General features: G+C 58.2%; 15 protein-coding genes. 11 read left to right on the top strand and 4 right to left on the bottom strand.

What is annotated here, in order from left to right:
* Positions 1-16: 16 nt before the first annotated feature.
* Complete coding sequence (locus FDY93_RS16615; RefSeq protein ID WP_138236894.1) at positions 17-433, top strand: type IV pilin protein; 417 nt, start codon at positions 17-19, stop codon at positions 431-433.
* Positions 434-482: 49 nt separating this feature from the next.
* On the opposite strand, the gene FDY93_RS16610 is transcribed toward FDY93_RS16615, so the two are convergent.
* On the bottom strand, positions 483-1,907 hold the full coding sequence (locus FDY93_RS16610) for a sigma-54-dependent transcriptional regulator (RefSeq protein WP_138236893.1): 1,425 nt from the start codon (positions 1,905-1,907) through the stop codon (positions 483-485).
* A 29-nt stretch (positions 1,908-1,936) separates the two neighbouring features.
* A complete protein-coding gene (locus FDY93_RS16605) occupies positions 1,937-3,595 on the bottom strand; it encodes a sensor histidine kinase (RefSeq protein ID WP_246068623.1) in 1,659 nt (552 codons plus the stop codon).
* 102 nt (positions 3,596-3,697) lie between these two features.
* On the opposite strand from FDY93_RS16605, the gene FDY93_RS16600 reads away from it, so the two are divergent.
* Positions 3,698-5,326 carry an NAD+ synthase gene (locus FDY93_RS16600; protein WP_138236892.1) on the top strand — a complete coding sequence of 543 codons (1,629 nt, stop codon included), beginning with the start codon at positions 3,698-3,700 and terminating at the stop codon, positions 5,324-5,326.
* Positions 5,327-5,480: 154 nt separating this feature from the next.
* Here FDY93_RS16600 and FDY93_RS16595 read toward each other — a convergent pair whose 3' ends face one another.
* Positions 5,481-6,425 (bottom strand): outer membrane protein assembly factor BamD, encoded by a 945-nt coding sequence (locus FDY93_RS16595; protein ID WP_138236891.1) that lies wholly within the window; start codon positions 6,423-6,425, stop codon positions 5,481-5,483.
* A 125-nt stretch (positions 6,426-6,550) separates the two neighbouring features.
* On the opposite strand from FDY93_RS16595, the gene rluD reads away from it, so the two are divergent.
* The 5 genes from rluD to FDY93_RS16570 all read left to right on the top strand — a co-directional run bounded on the left by rluD (position 6,551) and on the right by FDY93_RS16570 (position 15,793).
* Positions 6,551-7,504: a 23S rRNA pseudouridine(1911/1915/1917) synthase RluD gene (gene rluD, locus FDY93_RS16590; RefSeq protein ID WP_138236890.1), complete on the top strand. Its 954-nt coding sequence runs from the start codon at positions 6,551-6,553 to the stop codon at positions 7,502-7,504.
* A gap of 49 nt (positions 7,505-7,553) precedes the next feature.
* On the top strand, positions 7,554-8,315 hold the full coding sequence (pgeF, locus tag FDY93_RS16585) for a peptidoglycan editing factor PgeF (RefSeq protein ID WP_138236889.1): 762 nt from the start codon (positions 7,554-7,556) through the stop codon (positions 8,313-8,315).
* A 502-nt stretch (positions 8,316-8,817) separates the two neighbouring features.
* A complete protein-coding gene (clpB, locus tag FDY93_RS16580) occupies positions 8,818-11,424 on the top strand; it encodes an ATP-dependent chaperone ClpB (protein ID WP_138236888.1) in 2,607 nt (868 codons plus the stop codon).
* Between the two features lie 65 nt (positions 11,425-11,489).
* A complete protein-coding gene (locus tag FDY93_RS16575) occupies positions 11,490-12,674 on the top strand; it encodes an efflux RND transporter periplasmic adaptor subunit (protein ID WP_138236887.1) in 1,185 nt (394 codons plus the stop codon).
* 29 nt (positions 12,675-12,703) lie between these two features.
* Entirely contained in the window at positions 12,704-15,793 is a 3,090-nt protein-coding gene (locus tag FDY93_RS16570; RefSeq protein WP_138236886.1) for an efflux RND transporter permease subunit, read from the top strand.
* A gap of 8 nt (positions 15,794-15,801) precedes the next feature.
* Here the strand turns inward: FDY93_RS16570 and FDY93_RS16565 are convergent, their stop codons facing one another.
* Entirely contained in the window at positions 15,802-16,287 is a 486-nt protein-coding gene (locus tag FDY93_RS16565) for a DUF4124 domain-containing protein (RefSeq protein WP_138236885.1), read from the bottom strand.
* Between the two features lie 562 nt (positions 16,288-16,849).
* Here FDY93_RS16565 and FDY93_RS16560 point away from each other — a divergent pair.
* The 4 genes from FDY93_RS16560 (at position 16,850) to pssA (ending at position 21,205) form a co-directional block, all read left to right on the top strand.
* Complete coding sequence (locus tag FDY93_RS16560; protein ID WP_138236884.1) at positions 16,850-18,586, top strand: acetolactate synthase 3 large subunit; 1,737 nt, start codon at positions 16,850-16,852, stop codon at positions 18,584-18,586.
* Between the two features lie 15 nt (positions 18,587-18,601).
* Positions 18,602-19,093: an acetolactate synthase small subunit gene (ilvN, locus tag FDY93_RS16555; protein WP_138236883.1), complete on the top strand. Its 492-nt coding sequence runs from the start codon at positions 18,602-18,604 to the stop codon at positions 19,091-19,093.
* Between the two features lie 84 nt (positions 19,094-19,177).
* Positions 19,178-20,203: a ketol-acid reductoisomerase gene (ilvC, locus tag FDY93_RS16550; protein ID WP_138236882.1), complete on the top strand. Its 1,026-nt coding sequence runs from the start codon at positions 19,178-19,180 to the stop codon at positions 20,201-20,203.
* Positions 20,204-20,323: 120 nt separating this feature from the next.
* Positions 20,324-21,205, top strand: coding sequence for a CDP-diacylglycerol--serine O-phosphatidyltransferase (gene pssA, locus FDY93_RS16545; protein ID WP_138236881.1), 882 nt, complete (start codon positions 20,324-20,326; stop codon positions 21,203-21,205).
* The last annotated feature ends 299 nt before the right edge of the window (positions 21,206-21,504 follow it).

Here is a 21,504-nt window from a genome sequence, read left to right as displayed (position 1 = left end):
GCAAGAGATTGAATATATGACTAATCAGAAAGGGTTTACCCTGATAGAAATGATGATCGTGGTAGCGATCATCGGCATCATTGCTGGTATTGCTTACCCGTCTTATATGGAATCGGTGAGGAAAAGCAACCGGGCTGATGCCAAAGCTTCTCTGAATGATGTGGCACAGCGACTGCAACGTTGCTTCACCACTTACAACGCGTACAACAATGCGAACTGTGCGGTGGCGGAGTCATTGAAAGACGGTGCTACTCTGAATTCTGGAGAGCGCTTTTATGCGATTTCCGCGGTAATAGGTGCAACGACATACACATTGACCGCCGCGCCGGTCAGCGGAAAGTCTCAGGCGGCGGATAGCAAGTGTGCCAGCCTGACGCTGACGAACACGGGAGTACGCAACGCTACCGGCACCCTGGGTGCAGACTGTTGGTAATTTGGAACTTATATACCCAGCCAAAGCGAATGACCCGGCACTCGCCGGGTCATTCGCTTTCCAGCCCCAGTTTTTTCAAGCGGTAACGTAAAGAGCGAAAGCTGATCCCCAACTTTTCTGCCGCTGCTGTCCTGTTCCAGCCGGTCTCATTCAGCGCACTTTCGATAGCCTCCCGCTCTATGGACTGAAGAAAGTCATCCAACGTTTCAAATTCGGAGGTGGCAAACTGACCCGGGTAGCCGGTTTGATGTCCATACGCCGGGAGTTGTAACACGACGTCAGAAATAGGTTTTGCGTTCCCGGGAAGGACACTGTCGCCAATCTGGTCACCCGGAATCGGGGACGCGGCGGGAATGATGAGGTCCGAGGCATAGAGCGTGCTGCTTTCACCAAGCGTGACAGCGCGCTCCAGAATGTTTTCCAGCTCGCGGAGATTGCCCGGGAATGGATAGGCCTGCAAAGCCTGAATAGCATCCTGTGATGCCTTCGGTGTGGCGCCTCTGGATTCGGCGCTGATGCGGCGCAGCAGGTTTCTGGTGAGTAGTGGGATATCTTCCTGACGCTGGCGCAGTGGCGGTATCGCCAGTTCAATGACATTGAGGCGATAGTAGAGGTCGCTGCGGAATGCGCCCCTGCGCGCTTCGTCGGCGAGACGTTTGCGCGACCCGGTGATGATCCGGATATCCAGTTTGATCTTTTCACCAGTAGCCGAATTCGAAAAACTCTCTTCCTGCAAGGTGTTCAGCAGTTTGGTCTGTAGCTCTTGCGGCAATGCGTTCACTTCATCGAGATACAGGGTGCCGCCATTTGCGGCATGCAATTGTCCCCTGTCGTATTCGTCGCCAAACAGATGCCGTTCCAGTTGCTCGGCGGCGATACTTTCGCAGTGCAGAGTAATAAAGGCCCGGTTGCTGCGCGGCCCCTGTTCATGGATACACCGCGCGGCGAGCTCCTTGCCCGAGCCGGGCTCACCCGTGATATGTACGGGTGCATCACTGCGGGCAATTTTTTCGATTTGCGCCCGCAGTGTCTGGATAGCCTCGGACTGCCCCTGGAACAGGGCGGGAAACTCCTGGCTTTCCAGAAAACGCCCTTCAGTCAGGCGCAGAGCCAGCTGTACAAGACTGCGCAGGCGCTCGAGGTTGACCGGCTTGCTGACGAAATCGAAGGCGCCGAGTTTGAGGGCGGTAATCGCGCTATCCATATTGCCATGGGCAGTTATGACGGCGACCGGTAGCGCACGGTCGGCAGGCAGGTCCTGGATCGTTTCGACAATCTGTAGGCCGTCGCCATCCGGCAGGCGCATGTCGGTGAGGCAAAAATGGTATTGTTTTTCTGCGAGGCGACGTCGCGCTTCTGCAACAGACATGGCGATATCCGCGCGTACATTCATGCGCTGCAGTGTCATGGAAATCAGATTGCAGATGTCAGGTTCGTCATCCACTACCAAGGCAATGGGTTGTCGGTCGGGCATGGCGATCGAGTTTATTGTTGTTGTGGCTATTAGAAAATTTGTTCTGCGTTGGCGAATTCTACTCTGAAGCAACTGCGGCTGTCTCGGCTGCGGCAGTAATAAAGACTCGCGCGGTTGGACTCACACAGCTCTCTGGCGATATACAGGCCAAGGCCCGCACCGGACGCTTCTGTTGTGAAGAAGGGTTCGAAAATCTGTTCTCTGTGTTCGTCAGGTACCCCAGGGCCGAGGTCGAGTACATCGAGCTGGGCACACTCGCGTTCAGTATTGACGCTTATCGCGAGCTCTGCGCTGGCGCGCCCGGTGCTGAGCTGGGAGTGCCGCAAGGCATTGTTACAGAGATTTGTGACAACCTGTGTAATCTGATGTGGATCAAAACGCGCATGTACTGATACGGCAGGCAGCGTAAGCACAATGTTACTTTGTGGATTGCCGATCTGATAATCCTGCAGAAATTCCTCGGCCCACTGCCGCAGCTCAAGCCGCTGCGGCTCCGTCGTGCGGCGGCGTGAAAGCTGCATGACATTTTCGACGATTTGATTAACGCGTTGGCTGTGTCGACAAATGATCTCGGTCAGTTGCCGGTCCTCGTCGGAGATGCCGGCGGATTCTGCCAGTAGCTCTGCCGCGTGATGAATTGCCGATAACGGGTTGCGAATTTCGTGGGCAATGGAGGCGGTGAGCCGTCCGAGAGAGGCGAGCTTCAATTGCTGGGCCTGCTGCGCCAGTTTGCGGTTGTCCTCCAGAAAAACCAGTGAACTGACACGGTTGTTATTCGACAGGGGGGCGAGGCCTACCCGCAGTTCGCTGTGGCCGGCGCCCTGAATAACGCTGCTGTTCTTGTCGACCTGGGCATTGAGTGTATCCAGCGCCTTTAGCAGTTCCGGGCTCAGCTCGTCCGCAGTTCCCCGTTTCATTCCCAGCAATTGCTGTGCCGCGCGGTTGATCAGCTCGGGGCGGCCTTTACCGTCCAGCACCAGAACGCCGGTGCGCATCTGCGCAACGATCTGCTGGGTGAGTCGCTGCAGATGTTGTGCCTGCCGGCGCTCCTGCTCGGCTTTCTGATTGGCGAGGCGGATATGGGTGGAGAGATACTGCAGGGCGGTGACACAGGTAAACAGCAGAATACCCAGGCTGCCCGCGGAGACGATATCCTGGGTGTCCGCACGCCCGGTCAGTATCCCGAACAGCTGTTGCGCAATAACCGCGATGCTGGCAATAGCGGCGAGGAACGCACCCATGCGCCGGTCCAGCAGCAGCGAGCCAACGGCACAGGTGGTGAGCATCAGGTAGCCGACACCGGAGTCGAGCCCGCCGCTGGCCTGGATCAATAGTAGAAAGGCGAGGATGTCGCTGCCGAGAATGCTGCCGATGCGCAGCGGCGTGGTCTGGAAGCTGATCGCGTACAGGAAAAGAAGCCAGACGACATTCAGAACGGCATAGGTAATGGCGGTGTTCAAGTAGAGCGCCGGGTGCAGTGTACCTACCGCGCCGCGGCTGATTCCGGAGGCAAAGAGTCCAAGCAGCACCAGCGCGATGACAACCCGATACCAGGCATAAATTTTTAGCAGGTCGCGCTGACGCATTCGCGGGCTGCTGATACCGGTGGCGGGTGAGTGCCGTGCGGTTTCATCGTTGTGTGCGACAGCGCCCTGTGACGCTGTGCCGGCCTGGAAAGTACTGCTCACTTTTTATTCTCGTTTGCGGGTGAGGGGAGCTGATTTCGGGCAGATGTTGTACCCCCGGGTAGCGTGGCTACAATAGCCGCCTCAGTCCAATGGGGTAAAAAGATGTCTACTTTGCAGCTAGTGCTGGCGCAAATCAATCTGCTGGTGGGGGATATCCCCGGCAATACCGACCAAATAGTCGAGGTCGCCCGCCGCGCCCATCGCGAGCACGGCGCCGATTTGGTGCTGTTTCCGGAGCTGACCCTGTGCGGTTATCCACCGGAGGATCTGTTGTTTCGCCCCAGTATGCAGAAACGCATAGATACTGCCTTGGCGAAACTCCAACAGGCAAGCCTGCCCTGCGCTGTGCTGGTGGGCTACCCACGGGTGATTGCGGGCACCGTGCTCAACATGGCCGGCCTGATCCAGGATGGCCGGCTGGTGGCGGAGTACGCAAAGCAGAAGCTGCCCAATTACCAGGTGTTTGACGAGCTGCGGTATTTCGTCCCGGGCGACAAACCCTGTGTCATCGACATCAAGGGTATCCCGACAGCCATCACTATCTGCGAAGACATCTGGCATCCTGAGCCGGTGGCCCAGGCTGAGCGCGCGGGTGCCCGATTGATGCTCAATATCAATGCTTCTCCTTTCCATCGCGGCAAGGCGGGGGAACGTCTGGCACTGCTGGCGCGCCAGGCGCAGGCGGGCAATATGCCGATTGTGTACGTCAATACGGTCGGTGGGCAGGACGAACTGGTGTTCGACGGCGGCTCATTTGCGGTAGACAAGAATGGCGAGCTGCGGGCACGCGCGCCGGAGTTTGTGGAGAGTCTGTTGCCGGTCACTGTCCAGGCGGACGGCGACGATGTCTCGCTGGTGCAGGGCAACGACGCGGCTCCGCTGGAGGCGCTGGCCTCGGTGTACCAGGCACTGGTACTCGGCGTGCGCGATTATGTAAACAAAAATGGCTTCAAGGGCGTCGTTCTGGGGTTGTCCGGCGGCATCGACTCCGCGCTTACCCTGGCGATTGCGGTGGATGCCCTCGGCCCTGATCGTGTGGAAGCGGTGATGATGCCGTTTCGCTATACGTCGGACCTGTCGAAGAACGATGCCGCGGACCAGGCCAAACGCATGGGAATCCACTACCGCATTATCAGTATTGAAGGCATCTTCGACGCGGCGATGAAAGCGCTGGAGAGCGAATTCGCTGGCAGCGCGCGCGACACCACCGAGGAAAACCTGCAGGCGCGCTCCCGGGGTATGTTGCTGATGGCCATTTCCAACAAAAAGGGCTTTATGGTGCTGACCACGGGTAACAAGAGCGAGCTGTCGGTGGGATATGCAACCCTCTACGGTGACATGGTGGGGGGGTACAACGCTCTCAAGGATGTGCCGAAAATTCTGGTATACGAGCTGTCCCGCTATCGCAATACCGTGTCGGAGGTGATCCCTGAGACGGTCATCACCCGCGAGCCCAGTGCGGAGCTGGCGCCGGGGCAGGTGGATTCCGACAGTCTGCCGCCCTATGAAATTCTCGATGAAATTCTGCGGCAGTACATCGACTGTGACCACAGTGCCGCGGACATTATCGCCATGGGCTTTGACCGGGAAACGGTGATGCGGGTGGTGCGCATGGTGGATCGCAACGAGTACAAGCGCCGCCAGGCAGCGGTGGGCGTGCGAATTTCCGAGCGCGGGTTTGGCCGCGACCGCCGTTATCCGATTACCAATGGGTGGAAGGCTGGTGAGTAAATGCGCTGGGCCTTTTGACGTATCATTGTAGGAGCCTGCCTGCAGGCGAAGCGCCTGAGTTCTGGACTGTTCGCCTGCAGGCAGGCTCCTACGCAAAAGAAAAGGCCCCGCTGCTTCCGCAGCGGGGCCTTTTTCATAGCGCTTTCGCGACCGCTTACAACTCCGGCGGCAGCGGCGCGTTCTCCGGCCGGTACTCGGCATTGTAAATCTCGCGACTGTCGAATCCGCGCGGGTCGGACTTCTCAAACAGGCCGAGGGTCATACGGTGGGCCAGGCTGCGGCCCTTGGCGCCGGCGTAGTATTTGTAGTTGAAGCTGCCGTCCTTGTTGAACGCGGGATGATCCGGGTAGTTGGTGCGCAACACTTCGAGCGAGGTGTTCTCCAGCTGCGACATATCGAGCAGGTGGTAGGACTGCACCATCACCGCCAGCGCGTCCGGTACCGCCGGGGTCTGTTGGAAGTTTTCCACCACAAAGCGACCGCGGTTGGCGGAAGCGAGGTAGGCGCCGCGCTTGAAATAGTAGTTGGCCACGTGGATCTCATAGCGCGCCAGCAGGTTGCGCAGGTGGATCATGCGCTTCTGCGCATCCGGGGCGTAGCGGCTTTCCGGGTAGCGCGCCATCAACTGGGCGAAATAGGCGAAAGACTCACGGGCGGAGCCCGGGTCGCGACGGGTCATGTCGGTGGGCAGAAAGCGCTCGAACAGGCCACTGCCTTCGGTGAAGGAGGCCAGCCCCTTCATGTAATAGGCGTAATCCACATTGCGATGTTGCGGATGCAGGCGTATAAAGCGGTCTGCTGCGGAAATGGCCGCATCGTTCTGGTAGTCGCGGTAGTAGGCGTAAATCAGTTCCAGCTGGGCCTGTTCCGCGTAGTTGCCGAAGGGAAAATTGTCTTCCAGCGCCCTCAGGTTCTTGATCGCCAGCTCCCACTGGCTGGACCGGAGCTGGCGCTGTGCCGCCTCGTAGAACGCCTGTTCGGTGCGGCTACCGGAGGGAAGACCCTCTTCTTCTTCGTCCGTGCTGGCGCAGGAGGCTACCAAAACCGCCAGCAATGCCAGCAACAGCACTTTCCATGACTGCCTATTCCAGGACTGCATTGCCCCTCGCTCTATCATTATTTGTCTCAACCTTATTAAACTAGCCGCCCAAAATTCACCGGGGGCCGAAGGGCAGCTATTTAACCACAGCGCCCCCGCCAGCCCAAAGTATTAGACCCACTCGGATGAGCAATCAAATACATCTCGATATCGAAGTGCCCGCGGAGTACGCCGGGCAGAGGTTTGACCAGGTCGCAGCGGATTTGATCCCTGAATATTCCCGCGCGCGCCTGCAGGCCTGGATAAAAGGCGGTCAACTCACCGCAGATGGTCGCACCGCTAAGCCCAAGGACAAGCTGTATGGCGGTGAGCAGCTGCGCCTGCGCGCGGAGCTGGAGCCCCAGGGCGAGTGGCTGGCGCAAGATATGGCGCTGGATATCGTCTATGAGGATGACGCTATCCTGGTCATCAACAAGCCTGCCGGACTGGTGGTCCATCCGGCCGCCGGTAACCCGGACGGTACCCTGCTGAACGGCCTGCTGGCCCACTGCCCCGGGCAGCAGAACATTCCCCGCGCCGGCATCGTGCACCGCCTGGATAAGGACACCAGCGGCCTGATGGTGGTGGCCAAGACTCTACAGGCCCAGGCCGACCTGGTGGACCAGCTCAAGGAGCGCACCGTGACTCGCCTGTATGACGCGATCGTGCACGGCAATCTTAGCGGTGGTGGCAAGGTGGATGCGCCCATGGGCCGACACCGTACCAACCGCCTGAAGATGGCCGTGCTTCCCAATGGCGGCAAAGAAGCAATCACACACTATCGCCTGCAGGAGCGTTTCCGCGTCCACAGCCTGCTGCGTTGCCAGCTGGAAACCGGCCGCACCCATCAGATCCGCGTGCACATGGCCCATATCCGCCATCCGCTGGTGGGCGACAGCCTGTACTGCACCCGCGGCAAATTGCCCACCGGTGCGGACCCGGAGCTCGTCACCGCGCTACAGAAGTTCCCCCGCCAGGCGTTGCACGCGGCGGAACTGGCACTGTTCCACCCGGAAACCGGCGAGCCCATGCACTGGGTGGTGCCGATGCCGGAGGATATGCTGCAACTGCTCGCACTGCTGCGCGCAGACAACCGCTGATCATGCCGATACTACTTTTTACTACTCCGCGTTTTGCGAAGGACATCCCATGGCTGCCGACCACTACTTGAAGCCCGATTGGCCCGCCCCGACCAATGTGCGTGCCTTTGTCACCCTGCGTCACAACGGCCACAGTGCCGGCGGTTACGCGGCGTTCAATCTGGCGGATCATGTGGGCGACGCGCCAGATGCCGTGAGGGCCAACCGCGCCCAGTTGAAGCAGGAGCTGAATCTGCCCAATGAGCCCCAGTGGCTGGAGCAGATCCACAGTGACAGGGCGGTGGCGGCCCACAACGATGGCATGGTGCGCACGGCGGATGCGAGTTACACCGCGGAAGCGGGCATTGTCTGCGCGGTGCTCACCGCCGATTGCCTCCCGCTGTTGGTGTGTAATCGCGACGGTTCCGAAGTGGCCGCGATCCACGCGGGTTGGCGCGGGCTGACCGGTGGAGTGATCCGCGAGACCATCCATGCCATGGCAAGTGCCCCGGAAGACCTGCTGGTATGGCTCGGCCCGGCCATCGGGCCTGAGGCATTTGAGTGCGGGGTGGAGGTGCTGGAGGCGGCGTTTGAGTCTTCCATGAGTGAGTCTCACGCGGAGGCTATTGCAAAATGCTTTGTGCCGCACTCTAAAAAGCCACTGCATTTTCTGGCGGATATCTATGCCCTCGGGCGTGCCGAGCTTGCGGAGTTGGGGGTGGCGCAGGTTTTTGGTGGTGACCGGTGTACCGTTACCGAGGCGTCGGAGTTCTTTTCTTATCGCCGTGACAAGGATACTGGGCGCATGGCGTCCTTAATTTGGTTCGAGTGAGCTTCAGGTTTCCTTCTTAAGCAGGTCCGGTGGCGGGTAAGCACTGGGTACCTGTTTTCGAAACCGCTTTGAATACGTCCCTGTACGCTGCGTCGGCAACATCCCTGTTGCCGACGCTTTCGAAAACAGATACCCAGCACTTCCCCTTCAATTTTCCCCTCGTCTCTCAGTAAGCTCTCCTGCACCCACCAAATACGAAGCATTGAGGTTTAATGCTAAGGCTCGGTGCTGGGTGTTGGGTTTCAGGACCGTCGCAAACAGGGACGTTTGCGACGGAGCGTACAGGGATGTATTCACAGCGGTCCTGAAACCCAACACCCAGCATCGGGCCGCCACGAAACCAGCTTCAGAACGAATTCATAGCTACGAAGCACGGAAGCTTGAAAACCCGCCACGAGCCCGCAAATTACTGATCAGCACTAGACTGTATTCGTCATTGCGTTACCGCGCGTCGTCTAACTTTCTTTCCGGCGCGCCAATGATCAGGAGAGGGAAAAACACAATGCGCATCGACCGAATGACCAACCCACTGCAGGCCGCCATTGCCGACGCACAATCCATTGCCGTCGGCCGCGACCACAACCAGATTTATCCCGAGCATTTACTGCAGGCGCTGCTGGATCAATCCAATGGCAGCACCACCGCATTTTTGAACCAGGCTGGCTTTAATATCAACGGCCTGCGCAACGACCTCGCCAAACGCCTCGACAACCTGCCCACCGTCAGTACACCTACTGGCGATGTCGGCATGTCGCAGGAACTGATGCGTCTGTTCAACCTGGCGGATAAAAAGGCCCAGAAAAATGGCGACAGCTATATCGCCAGCGAAACCGTATTGCTTGCGGCCTTCGATCCCGCCGCCGGCGAAGTGTCGAAAATTCTGAACGCCCACGGCGATCTCAAACACCTGCAGGATGCCATCACCAAAGTGCGCGGCAGTGAAAAGGTCAATGATCCCCAGGCGGAAGAAGCGCGCCAGGCCCTCGACAAATACACCATGGACCTGACCGCCCGCGCTGAGGCCGGCAAGCTCGACCCAGTGATCGGACGCGACGACGAAATCCGTCGCACCATCCAGGTCCTGCAGCGCCGCACCAAAAACAACCCGGTGCTCATCGGCGAACCCGGCGTTGGTAAAACCGCCATTGTCGAAGGACTTGCGCAGCGCATCGTCAACGGCGAAGTGCCGGAGGGACTGAAAGACAAACGCTTGCTGTCGCTGGACCTCGGTGCGCTGTTGGCCGGAGCCAAATTCCGCGGTGAATTTGAAGAGCGGTTGAAAGCCGTACTGAACGAACTGTCAAAACAGGAAGGTCGTGTCATCCTGTTTATCGACGAGCTGCACACCATGGTGGGCGCCGGCAAGGCCGAGGGCGCGATGGATGCGGGCAATATGCTGAAGCCCGCGCTCGCCCGCGGCGAACTGCACTGTGTCGGTGCCACCACACTGAACGAGTACCGCCAGTACATCGAAAAGGACGCGGCGCTGGAGCGGCGCTTTCAGAAAGTGCTGGTGGACGAGCCCACGGAAGAAGACACCATCGCCATCCTGCGCGGCCTCAAAGAGCGCTACGAAGTACACCACGGGGTGGACATCACCGACTCCGCGATTATCGCAGCCACCAAGCTGTCCCAGCGCTACATCACCGACCGCCAGCTGCCGGACAAGGCCATCGACCTGATCGACGAGGCGGCGAGTCGCATCCGTATGGAAATCGACTCCAAGCCGGAGGAAATGGACAAACTTGAGCGTCGCCTGATCCAGCTCAAGATTGAGCGCGAGGCGGTGAAAAAAGACAAGGACGACGAGGCTGCGAAGAAACGTCTGCACAAGCTCGAAGACGACATCGACAAAATAGAAAAAGAGTACGCGGATCTAGAGGAAATCTGGAAGGCGGAAAAAGCCAAGCTCGCCGGCAGTGCGGACATCAAGAACAAGCTGGAACAGGCCAAACTGGACATGGACGCCGCGCGCCGCGCCGGCGATCTCACGCGCATGTCGGAAATCCAGTACGGCGTGATCCCGCAGCTGGAAAAGCAGCTGAAAATCGCCTCGGACACTTCCGACACCAGCGAGAACCAGCTGCTGCGCAACCGTGTCACCGACGAGGAAGTGGCGGAAGTCGTTTCCCGCTGGACCGGTATTCCAGTGTCGAAAATGCTCGAGGGTGAGCGGGAAAAACTGCTCAGAATGGAAGAAGCACTGCACAAGCGCGTTATCGGCCAGGACGAAGCGGTGGAGGCGGTCTCGAACGCCGTGCGCCGCTCCCGCGCGGGGCTTTCCGATCCCAATCGCCCCAATGGCTCCTTCCTGTTTCTCGGGCCGACCGGCGTGGGCAAAACCGAATTGTGCAAGGCGCTGGCGGGATTCCTGTTCGATACCGAAGACGCCATGGTGCGCATGGATATGTCGGAGTTCATGGAGAAGCATTCCGTCGCCCGCCTGATCGGCGCGCCGCCCGGATACGTAGGTTACGAAGAGGGCGGCTATCTCACCGAAGCGGTGCGTCGCAAACCCTATTCGGTACTGCTGCTGGATGAAGTGGAAAAGGCGCATCCGGATGTATTCAATATTCTCTTGCAGGTACTGGAAGACGGTCGCCTCACCGACGGCCAGGGTCGCACCGTCGATTTTCGCAACACCGTGGTGGTGATGACGTCTAACCTCGGTTCAGACCTGATCCAGAAATACGCCAGCGCCCGCGACGACGATGAAGTCGACAGCGAAATTCACTACCGCCAGATGAAAGCCGCAGTGATGGATGTGGTCGGCGACCATTTCCGTCCGGAATTTATCAACCGTATCGACGAAGTCGTGGTCTTCCACCCCCTGGATCGCGCGGAAGTGCGCTCCATCGCCGAGATCCAGCTGCAGAACCTGCGCAAGCGTCTGGCGGATCGCGACCTGAAATTGGATGTTTCCGAAGAACTGCTGAACAAATTGGCGGATGTAGGCTTTGACCCTGTGTACGGCGCGCGCCCACTCAAGCGCGCCATCCAGATGTGGCTGGAAAACCCGCTGGCGCAGGACGTGCTCTCTGGAAAATTCGCACCCGGCGATACCATTCATGCGACGCTGGAGGGAGACAAGGCAGTTTTCAACAAGTAGATACCCGGTAGCGACACCGCCACGGGCTTTCCAACGACGTAGGAGCGCGCCAATGGACCTGATGTATGACACTGGCAAGGCAGCTGTTTAACCGGCGCATGGTGTGGATGCTGCTGGGCTGCCTTGTTGTGTTTGGCGGCATCTTCGGCTTCAAGTTTTTCGGCCTGTACATGATGAACCAGTTTATGGACAACATGTCGCTGCCGCCCGCCACCGTCACCACCGCCCGTGTCGAACAGCAGCGCTGGCAGACTCGCCTCAGCGCCGTGGGAAGCCTGCGCGCCGTCAACGGCGTTAACGTCACCACCCAGGCCCAGGGTGAAGTTAAAGCCATTTACTTTGAATCCGGTCAGCCGGTGGACAAGGGGGCCGTATTGGCTGAATTAACCGCCGACCCTGAAACCGCACAGATCGAAGTGCTGGAAGCCGAACGCCGGTTGGCGGAGCGCGATTACAAACGGATCTCGGAGCTGTACAAAAAAGGCGTGGCCACCCTGCGCGAACTGGATCAGGCTCAGGCTACTCTCGATCAGGTACTCGCCAATCTCAGCGTGCAACGCGCCACCATCAGCGAGCGCACCATCACCGCGCCATTTTCCGGTCAGCTCGGTATCCGCCAGATCGACCTCGGGCAGAATGTGGCGCCGGGGGATGCGGTGGTATCCCTGCAGCAACTGCACCCCATCTTTGTGGATTTTTCCCTGTCTGAACGGGACTTTTCCCGGGTGCGCGAGGGGCAGGGGATCGAGCTTACCGCCGCGGCCATTCCCGGGCAGATTTTTTCGGGGCGCATCACGGCCATCGACCCCGCTATAGACCCACGCAACCGCACCTTCCTGCTACAGGCCACATTGGAAAATGCCGAGCGCAAGCTGCGCCCCGGCATGTTTGCGGATGTGGCGGTAAAAGTGGAAAAGTTTCGCAATGTGCTGGTCGTGCCGCGCACCGCCATCAGCTTTGCACCCTATGGCAATGCCGTGTTTGTAATCCGCAAGGCAAAAAAACAGCCGGACGTTGCCCCTCAGAAAAGTCCAATGGGGGAGGCCGCGCCGCCTGAGTGGGTGGCGGTAAAGCGTTTTGTGAAAACCGGTGAGGAGCGCGGCGACCTGATCGAAATTACCGAAGGCGTGGAGGCCGGTGAGCAGGTGGCGACTACGGGATTGTTGAAACTGCGTAACGAAGGCGGGGTCATCATCAACAATGAAAACCCGCCGCCGGATCAGCTGAATCCCAAACCGGACAATAGCTGAGCCATGATTATCGCAGGCAGGGACGCCGTGTGAATTTTACCGATATCTTCATCCGCAAGCCGGTTCTGGCCTGTGTGGTCAGCCTGTTTATTTTCCTGCTGGGGTTGCGCTCGGTCTCTGAACTCAATGTGCGCCAGTATCCCGAGCTGGAAAATGCTGTGATCACCGTGAGCACGGTGTATGTGGGCGCGGATGCGGACCTGGTGCAGGGGTTTATTACCACACCGTTGGAGCAGGAAATTGCCAGCGCCGACGGCCTGGATTACATCGTCTCCACCTCCATCCAGGGGATCTCTGTCATCCAGGCATACGTTCGCCTCGATTACGATCCCAATGAGGTGCTCACCCAGGTGGTGGCTAAGGTCAACAAACTGCGCAATGAGCTGCCGCTGGAATCGGAGGATTCTGTTGTGGACCTGGCGGTAGGGGAGACCATTGCCGCCATGTACCTTTCCTTCTCGTCGGAAATACTCGACAACAACCAGATCACCGATTACATCACCCGTGTGGTACAGCCCAAGCTGTCTACTGTGCCCGGTGTGCAGCGCGCGGAGCTACTGGGCAACCGTACCTTCGCCATGCGTATCTGGCTGAAGCCCGCGGAGATGGCAGCGCAGGGCGTGACTGCCGGAGACGTAGCCAGTGCGCTGCGCCAGAACAATGTGTTGGCGGCGGTGGGTAGTACTAAGGGCATGCGAGTGGCGATGGACATACGGGCAGATACCGATATCGCCTCCGAGGAGGCGTTTCGCAAACTGGTGGTGCGCGCGGATGGCGATCAGCTGGTGCGTCTTGAGGATGTGGCGGAAGTGGAGTTGGGGTCGGAGTCCTATGATACCTCTGTGACATTCAACGGGCGCTCGGCAACCTTCGTCGCGGTGGAAGTGGCGCCGGATGCGAATGCACTGGATGTGATTGCCGATGTACGTGAAAAACTGCACCGCGAAATTTTCCCGCAGTTGCCGGAGGGTATGTTGGGAGAAATCCCCTACGACAGCACCGAATATATTCAGGACTCCATTAACGAGGTGGTGAAAACAATCGTTGAGGCGGTACTGATCGTGATTGTGGTCATCTACCTGTTTCTCGGTTCATTGCGTAGCGTAATCATTCCGGCGGTTGCCGTGCCTCTCTCTATGGTTGGGGCGCTTTTCCTGATGTTGCTGATGGGTTTTTCCATCAACCTGCTGACGTTGCTCGCTATGGTGCTCGCCATCGGCATAGTGGTGGACGACGCCATTATCGTGCTGGAAAACGTGCACCGGCATATCGAGGAGGGAATGACACCGCAGGATGCCGCATTGAAAGGTGCGCGCGAACTGGCTTGGCCTATTGTCGCCATGACCACCACACTAATTGCGGTGTATCTACCCATCGGTTTTCTCGGAGGCCTCACCGGTACCCTGTTTGTGGAGTTTGCCTTTTCTCTGGCGGGGGCTGTGCTGCTATCCGGCGTGGTGGCGCTCACCTTGTCGCCGATGATGGCGGCAAAGGTGTTGAGAGCGGAAGATGGTGAGCGCAGTAACCGTTTTGAAGCCTGGCTTGAAGCCCGGCTCAACCGTTTGGAGTCTGGTTATCGACGCAGGCTGCATCGCGCCCTGGACGAGAGGCTGGTCATTCTGGTGTTTGGCCTGATTGTTCTCGGCAGTTGCTATTTTCTGTTTGTCACCTCGCCCAGTGAACTGGAACCCAAAGAAGACCGAGGTTTTGTTCTGGGCATCGCCAGCGGTGATTCCTTCGCCACCCTGGATTACATGGAGCAGTACACCCGCGAGATAAACGCTGTACGCGACCGACACCCGGAAGTGGAAAATCTGTTCCTGCTGAACGGCGTCGGTGGGTCGGGTAACAGTCCCAACAGTGCAATTGCCGGCTTCGTGCTCTCGTCCTGGAACAAGCGTGATAAAGATACCCAGGAGATGCAGGAGCTGATCAATGGAGAGGTCTCGCAGATTGCGGGCCTGAAAATCGCGACGTTTGTGCCACCCAGTCTGCCCACCGCCGGCGGCACCCTGCCTGTGGAATTTGTCATTGGGACTACCGAGCCGATTTCCACTCTCGCGGGATTCGCCGACGACATCATGGAGCGGGCGCTGGCCAGTAAGCGCTTTATCTTTCTCGATGCAGATCTGAAGCTCGACAAGCCGAGACTGACGGTCGCGATAGACCGCGACAAAGCCGCCTCCATCGGTGTCACCATGGCGGACCTGGCGCGGGAGCTGGGGGGGATGATGTCTGGCGCGTACACCAATCGCTTTTCACTGGAGAATCGCAGTTACAAGGTGATTCCACAGGTTGTGCGTGCAGAGCGCCTTACTGGCGATCAGCTGAAGCAGTATTACATCCGCGCTGGTGATGGCACTCTGGTGCCGCTGTCCACACTGGTGCGATTGGAAGAAACGGTCGAACCCCAGCAGTTGAAACGCTTTCAGCAGCTGAACGCCGTGACCATCTCGGGGGTGCCGCGCCCGGGAGTGCCTCTCGGTGAGGCGCTGGGCATTCTCGAAAGTGCGGCGGAGGAGGTTCTGCCTCGGGAGTATTCAACGGATTATTCGGGCCAGTCACGGCAGTTCAAAAATGAGGGCTCGGACCTTCTGGTAACATTCTTCTTTGCGCTGATCGTGATTTACCTGGTGCTGGCGGCACAGTTTGAATCCTGGCGCGATCCCCTGATTATGTTGGTGACCGTACCCATGAGTGTGTGCGGGGCGATGATCTTTGTGAGCCTCGGGCTCACAACCCTCAATATCTACACGCAGGTCGGGCTTGTCACCCTGATCGGGGTTATTTCCAAACACGGTATTCTGATCGTGGAGTTTGCCAACAAGCTGCAGCTGCAGGGCAGGAGCAAGCGCGAAGCTATCGAAGAAGCGTCCAGCATCCGACTGCGCCCAATCCTGATGACAACGGCTTCGCTGGTGCTGGCGATGGTTCCATTGTTGATCGCGGCCGGTCCCGGCGGTGGGGCGCGTTTCGCCATGGGGTTGGTGGTGGCCTCGGGAATGACGATCGGCACCTTGTTCACTTTGTTTGTGGTGCCGGCGATGTATCTGTTACTGGGGCGGGACTACTTAGCGACGGCGGCGGGTTCAGATGAGAACCCGCCGGCAGCCAACTAATTCAAGCGTTAGCAGTTGTTCTGCAGTACATCTTTTGTTTGCTGGATTCGCTGCTGGCGCTCCTCTTCCGGGAGTACCCGGTAATTGCCGCTGGCATCCACTTCGCGTACGCGCGGGCGAGACTGGAGCTCCTGCAGCCGCTGCTGGGCACTGCGACAGCGTTGCGCGCGGGCTGCCTTTTCCGCATCGCTGGTATCGGCCTGCGCGGGCTGCTGCTCTTCTTGGGTTTGCGGTTGGGCTTCGGGTGTGTCTGTGGAGCTGGCGTCCGATGCTGTGGTCAGTTTGCGCTGGGCAGTCAGAGCGTTCTGTTCCTGTTGCCACTGCTTGAAACGATCGGATTTGGGCGCCTTGACCACTTCCACCTGTTCCTGCTTCGGCGGTTGTGAGCCAAAGTGCACAACCCCGTTCTCATCCACCCATTTGTAGATGCCGTCTGCCTGAGCCGATACCGCCAATCCCATACCGAGGATGAGGGGGGTGATGAAGTTGCGCATGTAAGGGACTGCCTTGTGTTGTTTTTGCATTTTGCCCGCAGTGGCTAACACTACCGTATTGCGGGCCGCTTGTAAGGCCCGATTGTAGCGGGCCACAGTTGAGAACCTGCGACAGGGTTAACAGTTTGTCCTCCGGATGTGCGGTGGCCGGGTGAACTATGCGATAGACCTTGCTCCACAATGGAGCAAAACAGCCTTCTTCTATTGACACCCGGGTCTCAAGCTGGACAATTTAGCGTTCACTCGGCGAAGTAGATGTCACCACAACACCCTGTGGTCCGCATACGCTCTCCGGTGGGTTAAGCGCCCACCACCTCCTGTCGAGGAGGCCCTCCCCATCTGGAGGCCTTGGAGCCCAAAACCAGTTTCATTACTGGCCGGGTTCCGCGCAAGTTTGGCATTGCCGTGAAGCTATCCTAAAAAACGGGCTAAATCTGCGTTTAAGGCTGATATTTATCACGCTTTTCCTTTAGAATCGCCATCTGGCTTTCGCGCCATGTGGTTTTCTGTGGCCTGTGGATGATGCAGGTCCTAAGAATTGGGAAATTTTGAGGGGGCTCAAGTGGAATTACTCTCCGGCGGCGATATGTTGGTTCGCGCGCTGCAGGATGAAGGGGTGGACCTGATATTCGGTTACCCCGGCGGTTCGGCACTGCACATTTACGATGCCATCTTCCGGCAGAAGGGCATCAAGCATGTGCTGGTGCGCCACGAACAGGGGGCTACGCACGCCGCGGACGGCTACGCCCGCGCCACCGGCAAGACGGGGGTGGTGCTGGTGACTTCGGGCCCCGGTGCCACCAATGCCATTACCGGTATTGCCACGGCCTACATGGATTCCATCCCGATGGTGGTGATCTCCGGTCAGGTGCCAACCGACAAAATTGGTGAAGATGCCTTCCAGGAAACCGACATGGTCGGCTGCTCGCGGCCGATCGTGAAACACAGCTTCCTGGTGAAAAACGCGGAAGAAATCCCCGAGGTTGTCAAAAAGGCGTTCTACATTGCTTCCACCGGTCGCCCCGGCCCGGTCGTGATTGATATCCCCAAAGATGTCACCAATCCAGTGGATCGCTTTCCGTACAAATATCCGGAAAAGCTGCGCATGCGCTCCTACACCCCGGCGGGTAAGGGGCACACCGGCCAGATTCGCAAGGCGGTTGCGCTGTTGCTCTCCGCCCGGCGCCCGGTTATTTATGCCGGCGGCGGCGTCGTGCAGGGGGATGGCGCGGATCTACTGACGGAACTCGCGCAGCATCTGAATTTCCCGGTAACGAATACCCTGATGGGGCTTGGTGCCTACCCGGGAACGGACAGGCGTTTCCTCGGTATGCTCGGCATGCACGGGACCTTCGAGGCCAATACCGCGATGCACCATGCGGATGTGATCCTTGCTGTGGGGGCGCGCTTCGACGATCGGGTTACCAACACCCCGAATAAGTTCTGCCCGGGGGCCAAGGTTATCCACATCGATGTGGATCCGGCGTCCATTTCCAAAACCATCACTGCCGACGTGCCCATCGTAGGCACGGTGCAGTCTGTTTTGAAAGAAATGCTGGAGATGCTCAAGGCTTCTCGGGAAATGCCGGATCAGTCCGCGATCGTCGACTGGTGGCGCCAGATCGACGACTGGCGTGAGCGCCACGGTCTGTACACGGCGCCTCGCTACCGCACCGACGGTGACATGATCATGCCGCAGGAGGTGATTCGGGCGGTGCATGAGATCACCAAAGGGGACGCGTATGTGACCTCCGACGTGGGTCAACACCAGATGTTTGCTGCCCAGTATTATCTGTTTGACAAACCCCGTCGCTGGATCAACTCCGGTGGTCTCGGCACCATGGGCTTTGGCCTGCCCGCGGCGCTGGGGGTGAAGATGGCATTTCCTGACTCCGAAGTCGTATGCGTGACCGGTGAGGGCAGTATCCAGATGTGTATCCAGGAGTTGTCCACAGCGACTCAGTACCACCTGCCGGTGAAAATTCTGTGCCTCAACAACCAGGCGCTCGGCATGGTGAAGCAGTGGCAGGAAATGCAGTACGAAGGCCGCCTTTCCAACAGCGTGTATGAGGAATCCCTGCCGGACTTCATCAAGCTGGCGGAGGCCTACGGCCATCTGGGCATGAAGATCGAGCATCGCGACGAGTTGCACGGCAAGCTTGCTGAGGCGTTCGCGATAAAGGATCGCACCGTGTTTATCGACGTTTACGTCGATCCGTCGGAGCATGTCTATCCCATGCAGGTGATGCCGAATGGCTCCATGCGGGATATGTGGCTCAGCAAGACGGAACGGACGTAAGGGGAGTTAGACAGAATGCGCAGAATTATTTCAGTTCTGATGGAGAACGAACCTGGTGCGTTGTCGCGGGTAGTGGGTCTGTTTTCCCAGCGAGGCTATAACATCGAGAGTCTCACTGTGGCGCCTACTGAAGATGCGACCTTGTCGCGCCTGACGCTGACCACCATCGGGGATGATCACAAGATCGAACAGATCACCAAGAATCTGAACAAGTTGATCGATGTGGTGAAGCTGGTGGATCTCACCGAGGGATCACATATCGAGCGCGAGTTGCTGCTTGTCAAGGTGCGTGCGACCGGCGCGCAGCGGGATGAAGTCAAACGCAGCGTAGATATTTTTCGCGGTCAGATCGTTGATGTCACCAGCAACATGTACACGGTACAGGTGGCCGGTACCAGTGAAAAACTGGATGCCTTCTTACAGGCGCTGGGCGAGCACACCATAATGGAGGTGGTCCGCACTGGTGTTTCAGGAATCGCCCGCGGTGAGAAAGTTCTCAGTATCTGAGCGTCGAGCCCGTCAATGAATTCATCAATGCTGAGCAATCAGCACGAAATGACCTTTTAATGTACTTTAAGCAGGAAGTAAGTTATGCAAGTTTATTACGATAAAGACTGTGACCTTTCTTTGATCAAAGCCAAAACCGTTGCCATTGTGGGCTACGGCTCCCAGGGGCACGCGCACGCGAACAACCTGAAAGACTCCGGTGTAAGCAATGTAGTTGTCGGTCTGCGCAAGGGCTCTGCATCCTGGGCCAAGGCTGAGAAGGCTGGTCTGCGTGTTGCTGAAGTTGCCGATGCGGTGAAAGATGCCGACGTGGTCATGATCCTGACCCCGGATGAGTATCAGGCTGCGGTGTACCGCGAGCAGGTAGCTCCGAACCTGAAAGCCGGCGCCGCTCTGGCATTTGCGCATGGTTTTAACATCCACTTCGAGCTGATCCAGCCGCCGAAAGATGTGGACGTGATCATGATCGCCCCGAAAGGTCCGGGTCACACTGTTCGTTCCACATATCTGGAAGGGGGCGGTGTTCCGACCCTGATCGCGATATACCAGAATGCTTCCGGTAGCGCGAAAGAGCTGGCGTTGTCTTACGCTTCCGCAAACGGTGGCGGTCGCTCCGGTATTATCGAGACCAATTTCCGCGAAGAAACCGAAACCGACCTGTTTGGTGAGCAGGCCGTGCTCTGTGGTGGTGTTTCCGCACTGGTTCAAGCGGGCTTTGAAACCCTGACCGAAGCGGGTTATGCGCCTGAAATGGCATACTTTGAATGTCTGCACGAGCTGAAGCTGATCGTCGACCTGATGTATCAGGGTGGTATTGCGGATATGCGCTACTCTATCTCCAATACCGCGGAGTACGGTGACTACGTGACCGGTCCGCGTATTGTTACCGAAGAGACCAAGGCGGAAATGAAGCGGGTTCTGAAAGACATTCAGACCGGTAAGTTCGCCAAAGACTTCATGCTGGAGTCTCTCGCTGGTCAGCCCCGCCTGAAAGCTGAGCGCCGTATCGGTAGTGAACACCAGATCGAAGAGGTTGGTGCCAAGCTGCGCGCGATGATGCCCTGGATCAAGGCCAACAAGATCATCGACAAGACCGAAGGCAACAGCTGATCGCTGCACTTTGTTGATAAGGGCGGCGGGACCAGGTGGTCCCGCCGCCTTTTTTTTTGCCGGCTCGCCACTGTACACTCGCAGACATATCAATCTCACTGGGTTTTGGAAGGAAGCTGTATGAGCGATAAACCGGAAGTTCCGGGGTCAGAAGGTCCGCGCGCCGAGGAGGAAATCCGCCTTCCCGTCGATGAGCACATCGAAGAGGAGGTTTCGGCCAGCGGCAAGAAAGTACGCGCAAAAGGCATTTACTTGCTGCCAAACCTGATCACCACAGGCGCGCTGTTCAGCGGCTTTTATGCCATCGTTGCGGGGATGGGGGGCAATTTTGAGGCGGCGGCCATTGCGATTTTTGCGGCAATGATCCTGGATGGCCTGGATGGTCGGGTGGCCCGCTTAACGGACACCCAGAGTGCATTTGGAGTCCAGTACGACTCCCTTTCGGATATGGTCTCCTTCGGGCTGGCGCCGGCACTGGTTGTATTCAGCTGGGGGCTCGGGCCTCTTGGCAAGCTGGGATGGGCGGCGGCCTTTCTCTACGCCGCTTGTGCCGCATTGCGCCTGGCTCGTTTCAATACGCAGGTGGACACCGTCGACAAAGGCGTATTTATCGGTCTTGCCAGCCCAACTGCCGCGGCGATTGTTGCCAGCATGGTGTGGGCGGGGCACGATGCGGACGTTGGTACGGGCCTCGCGATTGTGGCCGCGTTAGTTACCGTGGCAGCCGGTATGCTCATGGTATCTAACTTCCATTACACCAGCTTCAAAAAGCTGGACTTCAAGGGGCGGGTCCCCTTTGTAATGTTGCTGGTCATTATCCTTGTGTTCAGTCTGGTGACCATAGACCCCCCTAGGGTCCTATTGGTGATTGCTGTCATTTACACTTTCTCCGGACCGGTCATGTGGGCGTGGAAAGGAGTGCGCGAACGCCGTAAAGTCCGGCAGCTGGTAGAGGCTTCGTCGGGCGATGCATCATCTGGAGATGGTGACCCAAAAAGGTGACCCTGCATAGCTAGGTATCCACTCCTGAATCTGTTCGGTCAACCTGCTGGAAGTTGGCCGAACTTCCCTCCTATTCTTTTGGAAAATTCTCAGCGCCAGACTAGCCTTAACAAATCCACCTCATGAAACGGCAGGGCTACCCGCGTGGCCAAGGGATTGCGTTGCCGGCAGCAAGGTTGGAGCGGCGCTCCCGAAAACTTTTTTCGAAAAGTGCTTGCGCCGGCGGGGTCGGATTCGTATAGTTCGCGCCCTCGCCGCTGACGAGGCAACTCAAAGCGCGGCGGGATGGCAAAGTAAGC

The sequence above is a fragment of the Microbulbifer harenosus genome (assembly GCF_005771435.1).
Taxonomy (GTDB): domain Bacteria; phylum Pseudomonadota; class Gammaproteobacteria; order Pseudomonadales; family Cellvibrionaceae; genus Microbulbifer; species Microbulbifer harenosus.
The sequence above is the reverse complement of the archived record's forward strand: the minus strand, read 5'-3'. Positions and strand labels throughout refer to the sequence as shown.